This is a genomic window from Pseudomonas sp. GL_139_B (genome assembly GCF_057834475.1).
Genome location: NZ_CM174403.1, coordinates 4,891,638 through 4,910,972 on the forward strand (window position 1 = coordinate 4,891,638; position 19,335 = coordinate 4,910,972).

Consider the following 19,335-nt stretch of genomic DNA (forward strand, 5'->3'; position numbering starts at 1 on the left):
GGGGGAATCCTGACAAATTCTGTCTATTCATGAAACTGGCGCCAAATAGTTGCGGAAACGCAAAAACCAACTAATTTAAAAATCGAAGCAGGGGGTTCGTTATTCCTGTTTGTTCTGACCGAGGCCTCTGGATAGGGCTTTCCCGGCAGTACTGCCATGGACGGAAAAGATTCGTAACTCTTTAATTCACAATGGAATGTGCCCATCCAATGATCTAAGTCAGATGTTCGAACAGCTAGCAGAACTACTCTGTTGTCTCTCTTCTCCTGCACTGGAGTCATGCGATGTCTGAATCCCCCGGAAAACTGAAACTTGGCGCATTGGTTGCGCTGGTAGTCGGATCAATGATTGGCGGCGGGATCTTCTCGTTGCCGCAAAACATGGCCGCCAGTGCCGACGTTGGCGCGGTACTGATTGGCTGGGCCATCACTGCCGTCGGCATGCTGACCCTGGCGTTCGTCTTCCAGACCCTCGCCAACCGCAAACCTGATCTGGATGGCGGGGTTTACGCCTACGCCAAGGCCGGATTCGGCGACTACATGGGTTTCTCTTCAGCCTGGGGGTACTGGATCAGTGCCTGGCTGGGCAACGTCGGCTACTTCGTTCTCTTGTTCAGTACCCTCGGCTACTTCTTCCCCATTTTTGGCGAGGGAAATACGGTCGCAGCCATCATCGGTGCATCGGTACTGCTCTGGGGTGTGCATTTCCTTGTATTGCAGGGGATCAAGGAAGCGGCGTTCATCAACATGGTGACCACGGTCGCCAAGATCGTGCCGCTGGTGCTGTTTGTGTTGATCGCGATTTTCGCCTTCAAACTGGACATCTTCACCGCCGACATCTGGGGTTTGAAAAACCCGGATCTGGGCAGCGTAATGAACCAGGTGCGCAAAATGATGCTGGTCACCGTCTGGGTGTTCATCGGCATCGAGGGTGCGAGCATTTTCTCGGCCCGCGCCGAAAAACGCAGTGACGTGGGTAAAGCGACCGTCATCGGTTTCATCACCGTGCTGCTGTTCCTGGTGCTGGTGAACGTGCTGTCCCTGGGGATCATGACCCAACCGGAACTGGCCAAGTTGCAAAACCCGTCGATGGCGGCGGTGCTGAAACATGTGGTCGGTGATTGGGGCGCGGTGCTGATCAGCGTCGGCTTGATCATCTCGCTGCTGGGGGCCTTGCTGTCATGGGTGCTGCTGTGTGCGGAGATCATGTTCGCCGCCGCCAAGGACCACACCATGCCGGAGTTCCTGCGCAAGGAAAACGCCAACCATGTGCCGGTCAATGCGCTGTGGCTGACTAACGCGATGGTGCAGGTGTTCCTGATCATCACGTTGTTTTCGGCCAGTACTTACCTGTCGCTGATCTACCTCGCCACCTCGATGATTCTGGTGCCTTATCTGTGGTCGGCGGCTTACGCGCTGCTGTTGGCTGTACGGGGTGAGACTTACGAAAACGATGGCGGAGAACGCACCAAAGACCTGCTCATCGGCGCCATCTCGGTGATCTATGCGGTGTGGCTGGTCTACGCGGGGGGCACCAAATACCTGCTGCTGTCCGCCCTGCTCTATGCGCCCGGGGTGATCCTGTTCGCCAAGGCCAAGCGAGAACTTAACAAACCTGTTTTCACCAACGTCGAGAAGCTGATTTTTGCAGCCGTAATCGTGGGCGCCGTGGTGGCGGCCTATGGACTGTATGACGGCTTCCTGACCCTGTAACACCTGAATAATTTGTCATCTGGAGGATCACTGTAATGACCACGGAAAAAGTCAAGCTCGGCGTACATTCCGAAGCCGGCAAACTGCGCAAAGTCATGGTTTGTTCCCCGGGCCTGGCCCACCAGCGGCTGACCCCGAACAATTGTGACGAACTGCTTTTTGATGATGTGTTATGGGTCGCTCAAGCCAAACGTGACCATTTCGACTTCGTCACCAAGATGCGCGAACGCAACATCGACGTGCTGGAAATGCACAACCTGCTGACCGACATCGTCGCAATCCCGGCAGCGCTCGACTGGATTCTGGAGCGCAAGATCACCCCCAACTCTGTGGGCCTGGGCCTGATTAATGAAACCGGTTCGTGGCTGCGTAGCCTGGAGCCGCGCAAAATTGCCGAGTTCCTGATCGGTGGTGTCTCCGCCGATGACCTGCCGGACAGCTTCGGTGGCAAAACCATCGAGATGTTCCGCGACTTCCTCGGCCACTCCAGCTTCATTCTGCCGCCACTGCCCAACACCCAGTTCACCCGCGACACCACCTGCTGGATCTACGGTGGCGTGACCCTGAACCCGATGTACTGGCCGGCACGCCGTCAGGAAACCCTGCTGACCACTGCCATTTACAAATTCCATCCGGAATTCACCAACGCCGAATTCGAGATCTGGTACGGCGATCCGGACCTGGAACACGGCAGCTCCACCCTTGAAGGTGGCGACGTGATGCCCATCGGTAACGGCGTAGTGCTGATCGGCATGGGCGAACGCTCGTCCCGCCAGGCCATAGGCTTGCTAGCGCAAAACCTGTTCAAAAACAAAGCGGTCGAAAAAGTCATCGTCGCCGGTCTGCCGAAATCCCGCGCCGCGATGCACCTTGATACCGTCTTCAGCTTCTGCGACCGCGACCTGGTTACCGTTTTCCCTGAAGTCGTCAACCAGATCGTCGCCTTCACCCTGCGTCCGGACGAGAAGAAACCGGGCGGCATCGACATCCGACGCGAAGAAGGCACCTTCCTCGATACCGTGGCCAAGGCCCTCAACCTGAAAACGTTGCGAGTGGTGGAAACCGGCGGCAACAGCTTCGCCGCGGAACGCGAACAATGGGACGACGGCAACAACGTGGTGGCCGTGGAGCCAGGCGTGGTGATCGGTTATGACCGCAACACCTACACCAACACCCTGCTGCGCAAGGCCGGCATCGAAGTCATCACCATCAGCGCCGGCGAGCTGGGCCGTGGGCGTGGCGGCGGTCACTGCATGACCTGCCCGATCATTCGCGACCCTATCGACTACTAACCTTTGAGCCTTGGCCGTGCTTACCGAGCACGGTCAGGGGGATAACCGACACCTAAGGAGATCCATCATGGCTTTTAACATTCACAACCGTAATTTGCTGAGCCTGGAACACCACACCCCTCGCGAATTGCGTTACCTGCTCGACCTGTCCCGCGACCTCAAGCGCGCCAAGTACACCGGCACCGAGCAACAGCACCTCAAAGGCAACAACATCGCGCTGATCTTCGAAAAAACTTCGACCCGTACCCGTTGCGCCTTCGAAGTCGCCGCCTATGACCAAGGCGCCAACGTCACCTACATCGACCCGAACTCATCGCAGATCGGTCACAAGGAAAGCATGAAGGACACCGCACGTGTACTGGGGCGCATGTACGACGCCATCGAGTACCGTGGCTTCAAGCAGGAAATTGTCGAGGAACTGGCCAAGTTTGCCGGCGTGCCGGTGTTCAACGGCCTGACCGATGAATATCACCCGACCCAAATGATCGCCGACGTACTGACCATGCGTGAAAACGCCGACAAACCAATCCACGAAATCAGCTACGTCTACCTGGGCGATGCCCGTAACAACATGGGCAACTCGCTGCTGCTGATCGGCGCCAAGCTGGGCATGGACGTGCGCATCTGCGCCCCGAAAGCCCTGTGGCCGCTTGACGATCTGGTCGCGCGTTGCAAGAAATACGCGGAAGAAAGCGGTGCCCGTATCACCCTGACCGAAGACCCGAAAGCCGCGGTCAAAGGCGTGGACTTCATCCACACCGACGTTTGGGTCTCGATGGGCGAACCGGTGGAAGCCTGGGCCGAGCGTATCCAGCAATTGCTGCCGTATCAGGTCAACGCCGAACTGATGAAAGCCACCGGCAACCCACGCACCAAGTTCATGCACTGCCTGCCGGCCTTCCACAACAGTGACACCAAGATTGGCAAGCAGATTGCCGAGCAGTACCCGAACCTGAAGAACGGCATCGAAGTGACCGATGACGTGTTCGAGTCGCCGGCCTGCATCGCCTTTGAGCAAGCGGAAAACCGCATGCACACCATCAAGGCGATCCTGGTGTCGACCCTGGCTGACCTTTAACGGCTCACCCGGCTCCCACTGACTGGACACAGTCAATGTGGGAGCTGCCTTTTGTGGGAGCCGGGCTTGCCCCGAGCGGCGTTCCGACGATGGCATCACCTCGTTGCAACTGATTCACCGAGGCGTCTGCATCGCTGGCAAGCCGGTTCCCACAATGACCGCATTCGTCTTACGAGACCTCACTGATTTCTGAAAGGACTGCCATTATGCGTATCGTCGTAGCTCTGGGCGGTAACGCCCTGCTCCGCCGTGGTGAACCCATGACTGCGGACAATCAACGCGCCAACATCCGGATCGCCACCGAACAAATTGCCAAAGTCCATGCCGGCAACCAACTGGTGATCGCCCACGGTAATGGTCCGCAGGTCGGCCTGTTGTCGCTGCAAGCCGCGGCCTACACCTCGGTGACCCCCTATCCGCTGGACGTGCTCGGTGCCGAAACCGAAGGCATGATCGGCTACATCATCGAACAGGAACTGGGCAACCTGCTGGACTTCGAAGTGCCCTTCGCCACCCTGCTCACCCAGGTCGAAGTCGACGCCAACGACCCGGCGTTCCAAAACCCCACCAAGCCGATCGGCCCGGTGTACGACAAAGCCGATGCGGAAAAACTAGCCGCCGAAAAAGGCTGGGCGATTGCCCCGGACGGCGACAAATTCCGTCGTGTGGTGGCCAGCCCGAAACCGAAACGCATCTTCGAGATCCGCCCGATCAAATGGCTGCTGGAAAAAGGCAGCATCGTGATCTGCGCCGGCGGCGGTGGTATCCCGACCATGTACACCTCCCCCGGCGTACTGGAAGGTGTCGAAGCGGTCATCGACAAAGACCTGTGCTCGGCGCTGCTGGCCGAACAACTTGAAGCCGATATTCTGGTGATCGCCACCGACGTCAGCGCCGCCTTCATCGACTATGGCAAGCCGACCCAGAAAGCCATCGGCCAGGCTCATCCCGACGAAATGGAAAAACTCGGCTTCGCCGCGGGCTCCATGGGACCGAAGGTTCAGGCCGCGTGCGAGTTCGCTCGCCATACTGGAAAAGTCGCGGTAATCGGTTCACTCTCGGACATTGAAGCGATCGTCCAGGGCACGGCAGGTACGCGCATCAGCACGGCAGCACCTGGCATTACTTACTTATAAGGAGAGACGTCTATGGCGCAGTTTGAGCCAGGGCACTTGCACATCGAGCGTCACGCGCTGACCAAGGATGATGTCAGCTACAACATTCACCTCGACTATGAAGTCAGCAAGAATCCCAAAGGGGTAAAAGGCATCCAGTTCACGATGCATGGCAGCATTCAGGACAAGGAGATGAAAGAGACCTTCTTCCTGCCCAAGGAGGAGGCCTACAACTTTGCCAGGAACGTGACGAGTATCGCCATGAAGTATGGCATTCCGGAGACACACAGCCGGATTGGCTCGAACCACGAGCATTACGATAAAATGTTTGAAGACATCCGGGTGCAGCTGGACATGAAATCCGGCGACCCGGTGGACATCAAACACTTCGAATAACCCACCGGCCCCTGTAGGAGCGAGCTTGCTCGCGAAAGCGGTCTGACAGTCGACATCGATAGCGACTGACACGCCGCCTTCGCCGATCAAGCCAGCTCCTACAGGGGTTTGGTGTTGGCCCGAAATCCTGCGCAGGATTTCACCATTCGCCCGCCCCAAGGCATACTTGCGCCCCTCCGCATTCCAGAACCAAAAACCGCCCCATGCGTATCCACGTCAGTTTCATCGACCGCGTCGGCATTACCCAGGAAGTACTGGCCCTGCTCGGTGGGCGCAATCTCAATCTGGATGCGGTGGAAATGGTTCCGCCCAACGTTTACATCGACGCCCCGACCCTGAGCCCGCAAGTCCTAGAGGAGCTGCGCGATGCGCTGTTCAGCGTGCGAGGCGTGCAAGCGGTAACGGTGGTCGACATCCTTCCCGGCCAGCGCCGGCACCTGCAACTCGACGCATTGCTCGCGGCCATGACCGACCCGGTCCTGGCGCTGGACAGTGCCGGCAAAGTGCTGCTGGCCAACCCGGCACTGATTGCGTTGTATGGCCGTGAACCGGCCGGTGAAAGCATCGCCGAGCTGTTCGCCGACCCGGCACTGCTCGACGCGTTGCTTGAACAGGGCTTTCGCTTGCCTCTGCGGGAAATCACGGTAAACGGTCAGACGTTGCTGCTGGACGCCACGCCGATCACCGATGCAGGTGCCCTGCTGACCTTGTACCTACCCAACCGCATCGGCGAACGCCTCTCGGCTCTACACCATGATCACGCCGAAGGTTTCGATGCGCTGCTCGGCGAGTCCCCCGTCATCCGCACCCTCAAGGCTCGCGCCCAAAGGGTCGCCGCCCTTGATGCGCCGCTGCTGATTCAGGGCGAAACCGGCACCGGCAAGGAATTGGTAGCGCGGGCCTGCCATGCCAGCAGCGCTCGGCACAGTTCGCCATTTCTCGCCTTGAACTGCGCGGCATTGCCAGAGAACCTCGCCGAAAGTGAATTGTTCGGCTACGCCCCCGGCGCCTTCACCGGCGCGCAACGGGGCGGCAAACCAGGGCTCATGGAACTGGCCAACCAGGGCACGGTGTTTCTGGATGAGATCGGCGAGATGTCGCCGTATTTACAGGCAAAACTGCTGCGGTTTCTCAATGACGGCAGCTTCCGCCGGGTCGGTGGCGATCGTGAGGTAAAGGTGAATGTGCGGATCCTCAGCGCCACCCACCGCGATCTGGAAAAAATGGTCAGCGAAGGCAGCTTTCGCGAGGACCTGTTTTATCGCCTCAATGTGCTCAACGTTGAAGTCCCGCCGTTGCGCGAACGTGGCCAGGACATTCTGTTGCTCGCCCGCTACTTCATGCAGCAGGCCTGCGCGCAAATCCAGCGCCCGGTCTGTCGCCTGGCACCGGGCACCTACCCGGCGCTGCTGGGCAATCGCTGGCCGGGCAACGTGCGGCAATTGCAGAACGTGATTTTCCGCGCGGCGGCGATTTGCGAAAGTACCTTGGTCGACATCGGCGACCTCGACATCGCCGGCACCTCGGTGGCGCGCCAGAGCGACAGTGACGTCGACAGCCTGGAACAGGCGATGGAAGAGTTTGAGAAAACCCTGCTGGAAAAACTCTACGTCAGCTACCCCTCGACCCGCCAACTGGCCAGCCGCCTGCAAACCTCCCACACCGCGATTGCCCATCGGTTGCGCAAGTACGGCATTCCCAACAAACCCTGAAATCCCCAGACACCACAGAACCCTGTAGGAACCGAGCTTGCTCGCGATGACGGTATGTCAGTCACCATTGATTTCGACTGAAATACCGCCATCGCGAGCAAGCTCGGCTCCTACAGGGCTCTATGCTGAAAACGACCTCCACCTGTACTGAAAGCGCTACAGCGGAACGATATCGCTACACCCCTCCCCGATCACGGCTGTGCAAGGCTTTGATCCACCTCGGCTTTCTTCTCTGACTTTGCCCGTATCGATTTCGCTACAACCAGCAAAACCCACACGCCCGAAAAACCTCCCAAACCACTGATTAATAAAGACAAAACCAACATTGGCCGCGTTCTTGCTATGTAGTCCGTCATAACAGGGCTTTTTGCCCGAGCATTCAACAGCGTCCACCAGACGAGTCTGGCCCCTTAGGAGTTCTCATGAGCGATTTGCGTTTTACTGAAGATCACGAATGGCTGCGCACCGAAGCTGACGGCACCGTCACTGTCGGCATCACCGCTTTCGCACAGAACGCCTTGGGCGACGTGGTTTTCGTACAACTGCCTGAGCTGCAGTCCTACGATAAAGGCGCTGAAGCCGCCACCGTGGAATCGGTAAAAGCCGCCAGCGGCGTCTACATGCCACTCGACGGGGAGGTGCTGGAAGTCAACCCGGCACTCGACAGCAGCCCTGAACTGGTGAACGAAGATCCGCTGGGCGAAGGCTGGTTCTTCCGCTTCCAGCCAAGCGACGCCGCGGCGGTCGCCAAACTGCTGGACCAGGACGCCTACGACCGTCTGATCAAAGCCCAAGCCGAAGCCTGAGGAGCACTGACATGACTGTACATCTGACCACCGCCAACGAATTCATCGCCCGTCACATCGGCCCGCGTGCCGGCGACGAGCAAGCCATGCTCAACAGCCTCGGTTTCGACTCCCTGGAAGCCCTGAGCGCCAGCGTCATTCCCGACAGCATCAAAGGCACCAGCGTGCTGGGCCTGGAAGACGGTCTGAGCGAAGCCGAGGCCCTGGCCTCGATCAAAGCCATCGCCGGTAAAAACCAGCTGTTCAAGACCTTCATTGGCCAGGGCTACTACGGCACCCACACGCCGTCGCCGATCCTGCGCAACCTGCTGGAAAACCCGGCCTGGTACACCGCCTACACCCCGTACCAGCCAGAAATTTCCCAAGGCCGTCTCGAGGCGCTGCTGAACTTCCAGACCCTGATCAGCGACCTGACCGGCCTGCCGATTGCCAACGCTTCCTTGCTCGACGAAGCCACCGCCGCTGCCGAGGCCATGACCTTCTGCAAACGCCTGAGCAAGAACAAGGGCAGCCACGCCTTCTTCGCCTCCGTGCATTGCCACCCGCAAACCCTCGACGTGCTGCGCACCCGTGCCGAGCCGCTGGGCATCGACGTGGTGGTCGGCGACGAGTCCGAACTGACTGACGTGACGCCGTTCTTCGGCGCCCTGCTGCAATACCCGGCCAGCAACGGCGACGTGTTCGATTACCGCGAACTGACCGAACGCTTCCACGCTGCCAACGCATTGGTGGCTGTGGCCGCTGACCTGTTGGCCCTGACCGTGCTGACCCCGCCAGGCGAATTCGGCGCTGACGTGGCCATCGGCAGTGCCCAGCGTTTCGGCGTTCCGCTGGGCTTCGGTGGCCCGCACGCGGCGTACTTCTCCACTAAAGATGCGTTCAAGCGCGACATGCCGGGCCGACTGGTCGGTGTCTCGGTGGACCGTTTCGGCAAGCCGGCCCTGCGCCTGGCCATGCAGACCCGCGAGCAACACATCCGTCGCGAGAAGGCGACCAGCAACATCTGCACCGCACAAGTCTTGCTGGCCAACATCGCCAGCATGTACGCCGTGTACCACGGTCCGAAAGGCCTGACCCAGATCGCCAACCGCGTGCATCACCTGACCGCCATTCTGGCCAAAGGCTTGAACGCACTGGGCCTGACCGTCGAACAAGCCAGCTTCTTCGACACCCTGACCCTGAACACTGGTGCCAACACCGCCAAGCTGCACGAGCAGGCGCGCGCCCAGCGCATCAACCTGCGTGTGGTCGACGCTGAACGTCTGGGCCTGTCCCTCGACGAAACCACCACCCAGGCCGACGTTGAAACCCTGTGGAGCGTGCTGGCTGACGGCAAAGCCCTGCCAGACTTCACCGCCCTCGCCGCTTGCGTGGTCAGCGCCATTCCGGCCGCACTGGAGCGCCAATCGCCGATCCTCAGCCACCCGGTGTTCAACCGTTACCACTCGGAAACCGAGCTGATGCGCTACCTGCGCAAGCTGGCCGACAAGGACCTGGCGCTGGACCGCACCATGATCCCGCTGGGTTCGTGCACCATGAAACTCAACGCCGCCAGCGAAATGATCCCGGTGACCTGGGCTGAATTCGGTGCCCTGCACCCGTTCGCCCCGGCCGAGCAAAGCGCCGGCTATCAGCAACTGACCGACGAACTGGAAGCGATGCTCTGCGCCGCGACCGGTTACGACTCGATCTCGCTGCAACCGAACGCCGGCTCGCAAGGTGAATACGCAGGCCTGCTGGCGATTCGCGCCTATCACCAGAGCCGTGGCGAAGACCGCCGCGACATCTGCCTGATCCCGTCGTCCGCCCACGGCACCAATCCGGCCACCGCCAACATGGCTGGCATGCGTGTGGTCGTGACCGCTTGCGATGCCCGCGGCAACGTCGACATCGAAGACCTGCGCGCCAAGGCCATCGAGCACCGTGAACATCTCGCCGCGCTGATGATCACCTACCCGTCGACCCACGGCGTGTTCGAAGAAGGCATCCGCGAAATCTGCGGCATCATTCATGACAACGGCGGCCAGGTATACATCGACGGCGCCAACATGAACGCGATGGTCGGCCTCTGCGCACCGGGCAAGTTCGGCGGCGACGTGTCGCACCTGAACCTGCACAAAACCTTCTGCATCCCGCACGGCGGTGGCGGCCCGGGCGTCGGCCCGATTGGCGTGAAATCGCACCTGACCCCGTTCCTGCCGGGTCATGCCCAGATGGAACGCAAGGAAGGCGCGGTCTGCGCAGCGCCGTTTGGCAGCGCGAGCATTTTGCCGATCACTTGGATGTACATTCGAATGATGGGCGGCGCAGGCCTCAAGCGCGCTTCGCAGCTCGCGATCCTGAATGCCAACTACATCTCCCGTCGCCTCGAAGAGCACTATCCAGTGCTGTACACCGGCAGCAACGGCTTGGTCGCGCACGAATGCATCCTTGACCTGCGCCCACTGAAAGACAGCAGCGGTATCAGCGTCGATGACGTTGCCAAGCGCCTGATCGACTTCGGCTTCCACGCCCCGACCATGTCATTCCCGGTCGCCGGCACGCTGATGATCGAGCCGACCGAAAGCGAATCCAAGGAAGAACTGGACCGCTTCTGTGACGCCATGATCCGCATCCGCGAAGAAATCCGCGCGGTGGAAAACGGCACGCTGGACAAGGACGACAACCCGTTGAAGAACGCTCCGCACACCGCTGCGGAAATCGTTGGCGAGTGGACGCATCCGTACAGCCGTGAGCAAGCGGTTTACCCGGTTGCATCGCTGATCGAAGGCAAATACTGGCCACCGGTCGGTCGCGTCGACAACGTGTTTGGCGATCGCAACCTGATCTGCGCCTGCCCATCGATCGAAAGCTACGCTTAAACCAATGAGGGGGCGGGTTTACTCGCCCCCTCATTCAAGAACACCACAAACCCCCTGTAGGAGCTGGCTTGCCAGCGAAGACGGAGGATCAGCCGACCCAAAAGTTGCCTGACACAACGCCTTCGCTGGCAAGCCAGCTCCTACAGGACCATTTTCCGCCTATTCCTATAACAAGAAACCGGAGAACAACCATGTCGTTAAGCGTGTTCGACCTGTTCAAGATTGGCATCGGCCCCTCCAGCTCCCACACCGTCGGCCCGATGCGCGCTGCCGCGCGTTTCGCCGAAGGTTTGCGCCGTGAAGGGCTGCTGGCCGCCACAACCTGCGTCAAAGTCGAGCTCTACGGCTCGCTCGGCGCCACTGGCAAGGGGCACGGCAGCGACAAGGCTGTGCTGCTCGGCCTGGAAGGTGAACACCCGGACACCGTAAATACCGAAACCGTCGCCGCCCGCCTGCAAGACATCCGTAGCAACGGTCGCTTGATCTTGCTCGGCGAACACAGCATTGCGTTCAACGAGAAAGAACACCTGGCGATGATTCGCAAACCGTTGGCCTATCACCCCAACGGCATGATTTTTCGCGCATTCGACGCCGCCGGTCTGCAGATTCGCAGCCGCGAATACTACTCGGTCGGCGGCGGTTTTGTGGTCGATGAAGACGCCGCCGGCGCCGACCGCATCGTCGAAGACGCGACACCTCTGACCTTCCCGTTCAAAAGTGCCAAGGACTTACTCGGTCATTGCGCCACTTACGGCCTATCCATCAGCCAAGTGATGCTGACCAACGAAAGCGCCTGGCGCCCGGAAGCGGAAACCCGCGCCGGCCTGCTGAAAATCTGGCAAGTGATGCAAGACTGCGTCGATGCCGGTTGCCGCAACGAAGGCATCTTGCCGGGTGGATTGAAGGTCAAACGCCGCGCGGCGGCACTCCATCGGCAATTGTGCAAAAACCCGGAATCGTCGTTGCGCGATCCACTGTCCGTGCTGGATTGGGTCAACCTGTACGCCTTGGCGGTCAATGAAGAAAACGCCAATGGCGGACGCGTCGTGACCGCACCCACAAACGGTGCGGCCGGGATCGTTCCGGCGGTTTTGCATTACTACATGCGCTTTATTCCCGGGGCTACTGAAGACGGCGTCGTACGCTTCCTGCTGACCGCTGCCGCCATCGGCATTCTCTATAAAGAAAACGCCTCGATTTCTGGCGCCGAAGTGGGTTGCCAGGGCGAGGTCGGCGTGGCCTGTTCCATGGCGGCCGGCGCCTTGTGCGAAGTCCTTGGCGGGACCGTGCAGCAAGTCGAAAACGCCGCCGAAATCGGCATGGAACACAACCTGGGCCTGACCTGCGACCCGATTGGCGGGCTGGTGCAAGTGCCTTGCATCGAGCGCAACGCCATGGGCTCGGTGAAGGCGATCAACGCGGTACGCATGGCACTGCGCGGCGACGGTCAGCACTTCGTCTCCCTCGACAAGGTCATCCGCACCATGCGCCAGACCGGCGCCGACATGAAAAGCAAATACAAGGAAACCGCCCGTGGCGGTTTGGCGGTCAACATTATCGAGTGCTGATGCTCACGCGCATTTGCACACTTTTTCAGGAGCTGGATATGTCCACCGAACAATTGCTGAAAACCCCGCTACACGCTTTGCACATCGAACTCGGTGCGCGCATGGTGCCGTTCGCCGGCTATGACATGCCGGTGCAATATCCGCTGGGCGTGATGAAAGAACATCAACACACCCGTGACCAGGCCGGGCTGTTCGATGTCTCGCACATGGGCCAGATTCGCCTGACCGGCGCCAATGCCGCCAAGGCCCTGGAAACCCTGGTGCCGGTGGACATCATTGACCTGCCGGTGGGCATGCAGCGCTACGCGATGTTCACCAACGAAACCGGTGGCATCCTCGACGACCTGATGGTCGCCAACCTCGGTAACGACGAACTGTTCCTGGTGGTCAACGCCGCCTGCAAGGATCAGGACCTGGCGCACCTGCGCAAGCACATTGGCGACCAGTGCACCATCGAGCCTTTGTTCGAAGAACGCGCGCTGCTGGCGCTGCAAGGTCCGGCGGCGGTCACCGTGCTCGCGCGTCTGGCACCCGAAGTGACGAAGATGACCTTCATGCAGTTCGCTCGCGTGAAACTGCTGGGCGTTGACTGCTTTGTCAGCCGTTCGGGGTACACCGGTGAAGACGGTTTCGAGATTTCGGTACCGGCCGCCAACGCCGAAGCCCTTGCCCGCTCCCTGCTGGCTGAAACTGAAGTGGCGGCCATCGGCCTCGGCGCTCGCGACTCGCTGCGTCTGGAAGCCGGCCTATGCCTCTATGGCCATGACATGAACACCGACACCACGCCTATCGAAGCGAGCCTGCTGTGGGCCATCTCCAAGCCTCGTCGTGCCGATGGCGCACGGGCTGGCGGCTTCCCAGGCGCTGAAACCGTGTTCGCACAACAACAAGGCGGCGTCAGCCGCAAGCGCGTCGGTCTGCTGCCTCAGGAACGTACGCCGGTGCGTGAAGGCGCGGAAATCGTCAATGAAGCTGGCGACATCATCGGCACTGTTTGCAGTGGCGGCTTCGGTCCGACCCTCGGCGGTCCTTTGGCCATGGGTTACGTCGACAGCGCTTGTATCGCCATCGACACACCCGTATGGGCGATTGTCCGTGGAAAAAAGGTGCCTTTGCTTGTAAGCAAAATGCCATTTGTTGCACAACGCTACTATCGCGGCTGATTGACTGTTTCTATAAGTAACGCGGTTGCGTTAACAGCGCACTAATGTGTAACGCAACCGCCATAAAATAGTGCATATCATTCCCTGTAAGCTTCGTTTTTGAACACTGCTTATAACGTTCGAAAACAAGTGAACCGCAACAAAGAATAAGACCGTACTAGTGTGCTCAAGCTGAGCAAAACCGGGCCTCTGACGGGGCTTGTTTTTTCTCCCGTAGTTGGCGTAGAGTTTGTTCACTGTGTTTGCATGGGTCGCTTGGAATCGTGACCTGGGCAGTAGCCTACAAGTTAGCTACATCCCGTTCGACGTCTTCTTACTCTCCTGCAACCAGCCCCAGTACTCTTTCATGAGAAGGAGACTGTCATTAATTTTTGCGTCAAAGGAAATAAGAAATGTCCCAACGTCAGAGCGGTACCGTCAAGTGGTTTAACGACGAGAAAGGTTTTGGTTTTATCACTCCTGAAAGCGGTCCGGATCTGTTCGTGCATTTCCGCGCCATCCAGGGCAACGGCTTCAAGAGCCTGAAAGAAGGCCAGAAAGTGACTTTCGTTGCTGTGCAAGGCCAGAAAGGCATGCAGGCTGACGAGGTTCAAGCAGAAGGCTAATCTTCTGTTACGAAAAAGCCCCTGATGCTGACATCAGGGGCTTTTTTGTGCGCGTAAATCCGTAAAATGGCTTCTTTTTCTATCCAGAGGCTGCCATGTCGAAACACCTGCTCAACCCCAAGGGCGAGTTTCCCGCCGCCACCCTGGGTCGTCGTCTGGCAGCGATGTTCTATGACTTCCTGTTGTGTACCGCCCTGCTGATCGTCACCAGCGGCATCTACAAGATGATCCAGATGGCGATCCTCGGCGAAGACAAAATGCGCACCCTGACTGAAGCAGGCGCTCTGGATGGTGATCCATTGCTCTCGACGGTGCTGCTGTTTGTGCTGTTCGGCTTCTTCGCCAAATTCTGGACCTGGTCGGGCCAGACCCTTGGCATGCAGGTGTGGTGCATCCGCGTACAGAACGCCGATGGCTCGTCCATTAGCCTGTGGCAGGCGTTGTTGCGGTTTGTGGTGTCGATTGCGTCCTGGCTATGCCTCGGACTGGGATTCTTCTGGTCGCTGTTCGACAAGCAAAAGCGCAGCTGGCATGACATGTATTCGAACACGCAGCTGGTTCGGATTCCGAAGAAAACCAAATAATTCAGCCGTACGAAACCATTGTGGGAGCGAGCAGGCTCGCTCCCACAGTTTTTTTGGCTTAACCGATAGATCTCAAGCGTTGCCGGCCAGTTTCATCCGCGCCGCCTGAGTGAAGTCGAGCATGCGCTTCAACGGCCGAATGGCTTGAGGGATCAACGCCGGATCAACAAAGATCTCGTTCGCCCCCTCTTTCAAGCTCTTCAGCGTGCGCTCAAGGGTGTTCATCGCCATCCACGGGCAGTGCGCGCAACTACGGCACGCGGCACCGTTACCGGCCGTTGGCGCCTCAATGAAGACCTTGTCCGGGCACAGCTGCTGCATTTTGTAGAAAATGCCGCGATCAGTGGCGACGATCAGCGTTTTGTTCGGAAGTCTCTGGGCCGCAGCGATCAGCTGACTGGTGGAACCGACGGCATCCGCCAATTCGATCACTGCGGTTGGCGACTCTGGGTGCACCAGAATCGCAGCATCCGGGTACAGCGCTTTCATGTCTTCAAGCTGCTTGGACTTGAACTCTTCGTGAACGATGCAGGCACCGTCCCACAGCAGCATGTCCGCACCGGTCTGGCGCTGAATGTAGGTGCCCAGGTGTTTGTCCGGGCCCCAGATGATGGTCTCGCCGTTATCCATCAGGCTTTCGACGATCTCCAGCGCACAGCTGGACGTCACCACCCAATCCGCCCGCGCTTTGACCGCCGCCGAGGTATTGGCATACACCACCACCGTGCGTTCAGGGTGCTGATCACAAAACGCCGAAAACTCGTCCACCGGGCAACCCAGGTCCAGCGAGCAGGTCGCCTCGAGGGTTGGCATCAACACGCGCTTTTCAGGGTTGAGAATTTTCGCGGTTTCACCCATGAACTTCACACCGGCGACCACCACGGTCTTGGCCGGATGGGCGTTGCCGAAGCGGGCCATCTCCAACGAGTCGGAGACGCAACCACCGGTTTCTTCGGCCAAGGCCTGGATGATCGGATCGCAATAGAAGTGGGCAACCAGCACCGCGTCCTGAGCCTTGAGCTCAGCGGCGATGGCGGTACGGTAATAGGCTTCTTCCTCGGCGGTCAGCGGCTTGGGCTGCTTGGCATCGAGGTGAGCCTGAACCAGAAGGCGTTCGGAAATCTGCGTCATGTTCGCAAGACCTGCAGGCGCATTTGCGCGAAAGTCGAGTATACACCCGGCTCCGGACCCTTCAGGGTACCGCCGGGAGAGTGAGTATTCATCAGGCACGGACAGCGTTGAAGCTGGGCAAGGCTACAGAATATCCTGCAGATGCAAAAGATGATTCTGACCTGCGTGTCGCAGTGCAGCCCAACACTTGGGCGACCTTAAATCGCAGGCAAAAAAAAATCCGGAAATCCTCACTTGCGTGGGCCTTCCAGACTTTTAAAACTGCTACAAAAATGGTGGGTCGTGTGGGATTCGAACCTACGACCAATTGGTTAAAAGCCAACTGCTCTACCAACTGAGCTAACGACCCGCTGTGTGGTGGCGCGTATAATACTGATTTTTAAGGACTATTCAACACCTAATTTGAAATAAATCAAAAATAAGGTGTTGGGTCGCTGATTCCGGCCGCCGCGAAGCCTTCTGCACGCAGTCGGCAGCTATCGCACTTGCCGCATGCACGGCCGTTATCGTCGGCCTGATAGCAGGAAACCGTCAGCCCGTAATTGACGCCCAGCTTCACGCCCGCCTCGACGATCTGCGCCTTGCTCAGGTTCTGCAGAGGCGCCTGAATGCGGAAGCCGTTGCCTTCTACCCCAGCCTTGGTGGCCAGATTGGCCATGCGTTCGAAGGACTCGATGAACTCGGGTCGGCAGTCCGGGTAACCGGAGTAATCCACCGCGTTGACACCAATAAAGATGTCACGCGCGCCGAGCACCTCGGCCCAACCCAACGCCAGCGACAGGAATACCGTGTTGCGCGCCGGCACGTAAGTGACTGGAATGCCCTCCCCCAGCTCCTCCGGAATGTCGATACTTCTGTCGGTCAGTGCCGAGCCACCCATACCGTTCAGGTTGAGGCCGATCACTTTGTGCTCGACCACACCGAGATCTCGGGCGACGCGTTCGGCGGCGTACAACTCGGCATGAGAGCGCTGACCGTAGTCGAAGCTCATGGTGTAGCAGCTGTAACCTTCGGCGCGAGCCATTGCCACGACTGTCGCCGAGTCCAGGCCGCCGGACAGCAGGATGACCGCACGTTTTTCAGCTGTGTTCAGTTGTTCCGTCATTTCAGCGCCCCGGCTCGTCATTCCAAAGATATTTATGCAGTTGCAATTGCAGACGTACTGGCAGGTTGTCCGCCACCACCCAATCCGCCAGGTCCCGAGCATTCAGGTCATGGTGGCTTGGCGAGAACAGGACTTCGCCGGCGCGCCGATCGAGACCGTACTGGATCAGCTTGGACACAGCCCAGTCGTAGTCTTCCCGCGAGCAGATGACAAATTTCACCTGATCGTTAGGCGTGAGCAATTCGATATTCTCGTAGCGGTTGCGGTGTACTTCCTTCGAACCCGGGGTTTTCAGGTCGACAACGCGACTGACCCGCGAATCTACTGCCGAGATGTCGAGCGCACCACTGGTTTCCAGTGACACTTCGTAACCGGCGTCGCACAACTGCTTGAGCAATGGGATGGCGTTAGGTTGGGCCAACGGTTCGCCACCGGTGACACACACATAACGCGGACGAAAACCAGCCACTTGCTCGAGGATGTCATCGAGCGGGCGAATGGTGCCGCCAGTGAACGCATAGGCGCTGTCGCAGTATTGGCAACGCAATGGGCAACCGGTGAGGCGCACAAATACTGTGGGCAGCCCGGCAGTCCGCGTTTCACCCTGCAACGAGTAAAAAACTTCGGTAATTCTCAATGTGTCTTGCATAGTCGCCACGGGCATAACAGCTAAACAGGCTGTCCGCCTCCGTCAGGCACTTCAAGGAACCCCGCCACCGCGCAGATCCCAAAAAGCGTGTTTCATAAAAAGGGGGTGAATTCTAACGAAAAAACCCGCGACAAGCGCGGGTTTCTTCAAAGCAGGCCAAGCAGGCTTACATGCGCTGCAAGTCTCGCTGGGCCAACTGAGCGGCGGAAGTGCCCGGGTATTGCGACACAACCTGCTGCAGAATGCCTTTGACCTTGTCGAGGTGACCGAGGCGGCGCTCTACATCAGCCAGTTTGTACAGCGAGTCAGGCACTTTGGGGTGCTTGGGGTATAGCTGCGAAACCTTGGCAAACGCCTGACCTGCACCTTGCAGATCGCCTTTGGCCAGGTTCACTTCGCCCAACCAGTACTGGGCATTGCCCGCGTATTGGCTGTTCGGGTACTTGCGCAGGAAGGCGGTGAAAGCCTGGCTGGCCTTGTCGAAATCCTTGGCTTTGATCAGGTCAAAGGCTGCGTCGTAATACAGCTTTTCCTTCGCCGGATCAGCCGGTTCACTACCCGCGGCAGGTGCATGAGCGGCAGCGGTAGCTGCTCCTGCACTTGCGCCAGCGGCTGCACCAGGGGCGTTCAAATCACCACCGGTGGAAGAATTTTCAGGAGTCGCGGCAGGTGCAACGCCGGTTCCTATGCGCCGATCAAGATCCTGATATCGCTCCAGGTTCTCTTGCTTCATGCGCGCTACTTCATTTTGCAGAACTTCGATCACACCCTGTTGGCGAGAGATCTGCTCCTGCATGGATTGCAGTTGGTTGAACAGCTCGCCCTGTGCCGAGACAGGGGTCGAAACCCCTCCCCCGGCATAGGCGCCGTTCGTACCGTAACCCGCAGGCGGATAACTGCTCCCGCTATTGTTATAACCGGAGTTGTTATCGACCACAGGAACCGCAGCCCACACCGCAAGCGGCGCGAGACTGAGAGCCAAGACAGTTACAGCACGACGGCACGTTCGCATGACGAATTACTTACGCAGTTCGACGCGACGGTTTTGAGCCCAGGACTGCTCGTCGTTGCCGGTAGCAACTGGACGCTCTTCGCCGTAGGAAACCAGTTCCAGCTGAGCTGGGGAAACACCTTGCAGTACCAGGTAGCGTTGAACGGCTTTCGCACGACGCTCGCCCAGTGCCATGTTGTACTCACGAGTACCACGTTCGTCGGTGTTGCCTTCCAGAACAACGCGAGCGCCGTTTGCTTTCAGGTCTTTGGCGTGAACGTCCAGAGCGCGCATGGCTTCTGGCTTCAGGTCCGAACTGTCGTATTCGAAGTAGAAGATGGTGATTGCGCGCAGAGCAGCTTCTTCGCTCAGGGAACCATCAACGGCACCAGTGTTTGCGCCGTAACCAGCGTTTGGATCTACTGCGCCTTCACCGGCATTGTCGCCGCCTTTGGACGAGCAACCTACAGCTACAGCCATGGCGAGAGCCAGCGCAGCAAATTTACCAAACTTCAGCATTTCCATCGTGAAACTCCTAATGAACCCCAATGTGTTAAGTACAACGTG

17 protein-coding genes and 1 tRNA gene are annotated in these 19,335 nt (G+C 58.8%); 12 read left to right on the top strand and 6 right to left on the bottom strand.

Features of this window, described 5'->3' with window-relative positions:
* Positions 1-284 precede the first annotated feature (284 nt).
* From arcD to AC3ISI_RS22455, 12 genes are all read left to right on the top strand, one after another.
* The gene (arcD, locus tag AC3ISI_RS22400) at positions 285-1,712 is read left to right on the top strand and encodes an arginine-ornithine antiporter (protein ID WP_489333843.1); all 1,428 of its coding nucleotides are present in this window, start codon (positions 285-287) and stop codon (positions 1,710-1,712) included.
* 35 nt (positions 1,713-1,747) lie between these two features.
* Positions 1,748-3,004, top strand: coding sequence for an arginine deiminase (gene arcA / locus AC3ISI_RS22405; protein WP_489333844.1), 1,257 nt, complete (start codon positions 1,748-1,750; stop codon positions 3,002-3,004).
* A gap of 67 nt (positions 3,005-3,071) precedes the next feature.
* Positions 3,072-4,082 (top strand): ornithine carbamoyltransferase, encoded by a 1,011-nt coding sequence (locus AC3ISI_RS22410; RefSeq protein ID WP_034149160.1) that lies wholly within the window; start codon positions 3,072-3,074, stop codon positions 4,080-4,082.
* Between the two features lie 206 nt (positions 4,083-4,288).
* A complete protein-coding gene (gene arcC / locus AC3ISI_RS22415; protein WP_489333845.1) occupies positions 4,289-5,218 on the top strand; it encodes a carbamate kinase in 930 nt (309 codons plus the stop codon).
* Between the two features lie 12 nt (positions 5,219-5,230).
* On the top strand, positions 5,231-5,593 hold the full coding sequence (locus AC3ISI_RS22420) for a DUF5064 family protein (protein WP_489333846.1): 363 nt from the start codon (positions 5,231-5,233) through the stop codon (positions 5,591-5,593).
* Positions 5,594-5,796: 203 nt separating this feature from the next.
* Positions 5,797-7,305: a sigma-54-dependent transcriptional regulator gene (locus AC3ISI_RS22425; RefSeq protein WP_489333847.1), complete on the top strand. Its 1,509-nt coding sequence runs from the start codon at positions 5,797-5,799 to the stop codon at positions 7,303-7,305.
* 422 nt (positions 7,306-7,727) lie between these two features.
* Positions 7,728-8,111 (top strand): glycine cleavage system protein GcvH, encoded by a 384-nt coding sequence (gcvH, locus tag AC3ISI_RS22430; protein WP_489333848.1) that lies wholly within the window; start codon positions 7,728-7,730, stop codon positions 8,109-8,111.
* 11 nt (positions 8,112-8,122) lie between these two features.
* Positions 8,123-10,972: an aminomethyl-transferring glycine dehydrogenase gene (gcvP, locus tag AC3ISI_RS22435; protein WP_489333849.1), complete on the top strand. Its 2,850-nt coding sequence runs from the start codon at positions 8,123-8,125 to the stop codon at positions 10,970-10,972.
* A gap of 191 nt (positions 10,973-11,163) precedes the next feature.
* Entirely contained in the window at positions 11,164-12,540 is a 1,377-nt protein-coding gene (locus tag AC3ISI_RS22440) for an L-serine ammonia-lyase (RefSeq protein ID WP_489333850.1), read from the top strand.
* 38 nt (positions 12,541-12,578) lie between these two features.
* Complete coding sequence (gcvT, locus tag AC3ISI_RS22445) at positions 12,579-13,703, top strand: glycine cleavage system aminomethyltransferase GcvT (protein WP_489333851.1); 1,125 nt, start codon at positions 12,579-12,581, stop codon at positions 13,701-13,703.
* A gap of 392 nt (positions 13,704-14,095) precedes the next feature.
* Positions 14,096-14,308 (top strand): cold-shock protein, encoded by a 213-nt coding sequence (locus AC3ISI_RS22450; RefSeq protein WP_007934683.1) that lies wholly within the window; start codon positions 14,096-14,098, stop codon positions 14,306-14,308.
* 95 nt (positions 14,309-14,403) lie between these two features.
* Positions 14,404-14,892, top strand: a complete 489-nt coding sequence (locus AC3ISI_RS22455) for an RDD family protein (RefSeq protein ID WP_489333852.1) — start codon at positions 14,404-14,406, stop codon at positions 14,890-14,892.
* A 72-nt stretch (positions 14,893-14,964) separates the two neighbouring features.
* On the opposite strand, the gene nadA is transcribed toward AC3ISI_RS22455, so the two are convergent.
* The 6 genes from nadA to pal all read right to left on the bottom strand — a co-directional run bounded on the left by nadA (position 14,965) and on the right by pal (position 19,293).
* The gene (gene nadA, locus AC3ISI_RS22460; protein WP_489333853.1) at positions 14,965-16,023 is read right to left on the bottom strand and encodes a quinolinate synthase NadA; all 1,059 of its coding nucleotides are present in this window, start codon (positions 16,021-16,023) and stop codon (positions 14,965-14,967) included.
* A 273-nt stretch (positions 16,024-16,296) separates the two neighbouring features.
* Positions 16,297-16,372, bottom strand: a tRNA-Lys gene (locus AC3ISI_RS22465).
* A gap of 63 nt (positions 16,373-16,435) precedes the next feature.
* Positions 16,436-17,128, bottom strand: a complete 693-nt coding sequence (gene queC, locus AC3ISI_RS22470; RefSeq protein ID WP_489333854.1) for a 7-cyano-7-deazaguanine synthase QueC — start codon at positions 17,126-17,128, stop codon at positions 16,436-16,438.
* 1 nt (position 17,129) lies between these two features.
* Entirely contained in the window at positions 17,130-17,777 is a 648-nt protein-coding gene (gene queE, locus AC3ISI_RS22475; RefSeq protein ID WP_201194062.1) for a 7-carboxy-7-deazaguanine synthase QueE, read from the bottom strand.
* A gap of 166 nt (positions 17,778-17,943) precedes the next feature.
* Positions 17,944-18,789: a tol-pal system protein YbgF gene (ybgF, locus tag AC3ISI_RS22480; RefSeq protein WP_489333855.1), complete on the bottom strand. Its 846-nt coding sequence runs from the start codon at positions 18,787-18,789 to the stop codon at positions 17,944-17,946.
* Positions 18,790-18,795: 6 nt separating this feature from the next.
* On the bottom strand, positions 18,796-19,293 hold the full coding sequence (gene pal, locus AC3ISI_RS22485; RefSeq protein ID WP_007945836.1) for a peptidoglycan-associated lipoprotein Pal: 498 nt from the start codon (positions 19,291-19,293) through the stop codon (positions 18,796-18,798).
* Between the last annotated feature and the right edge of the window lie 42 nt (positions 19,294-19,335).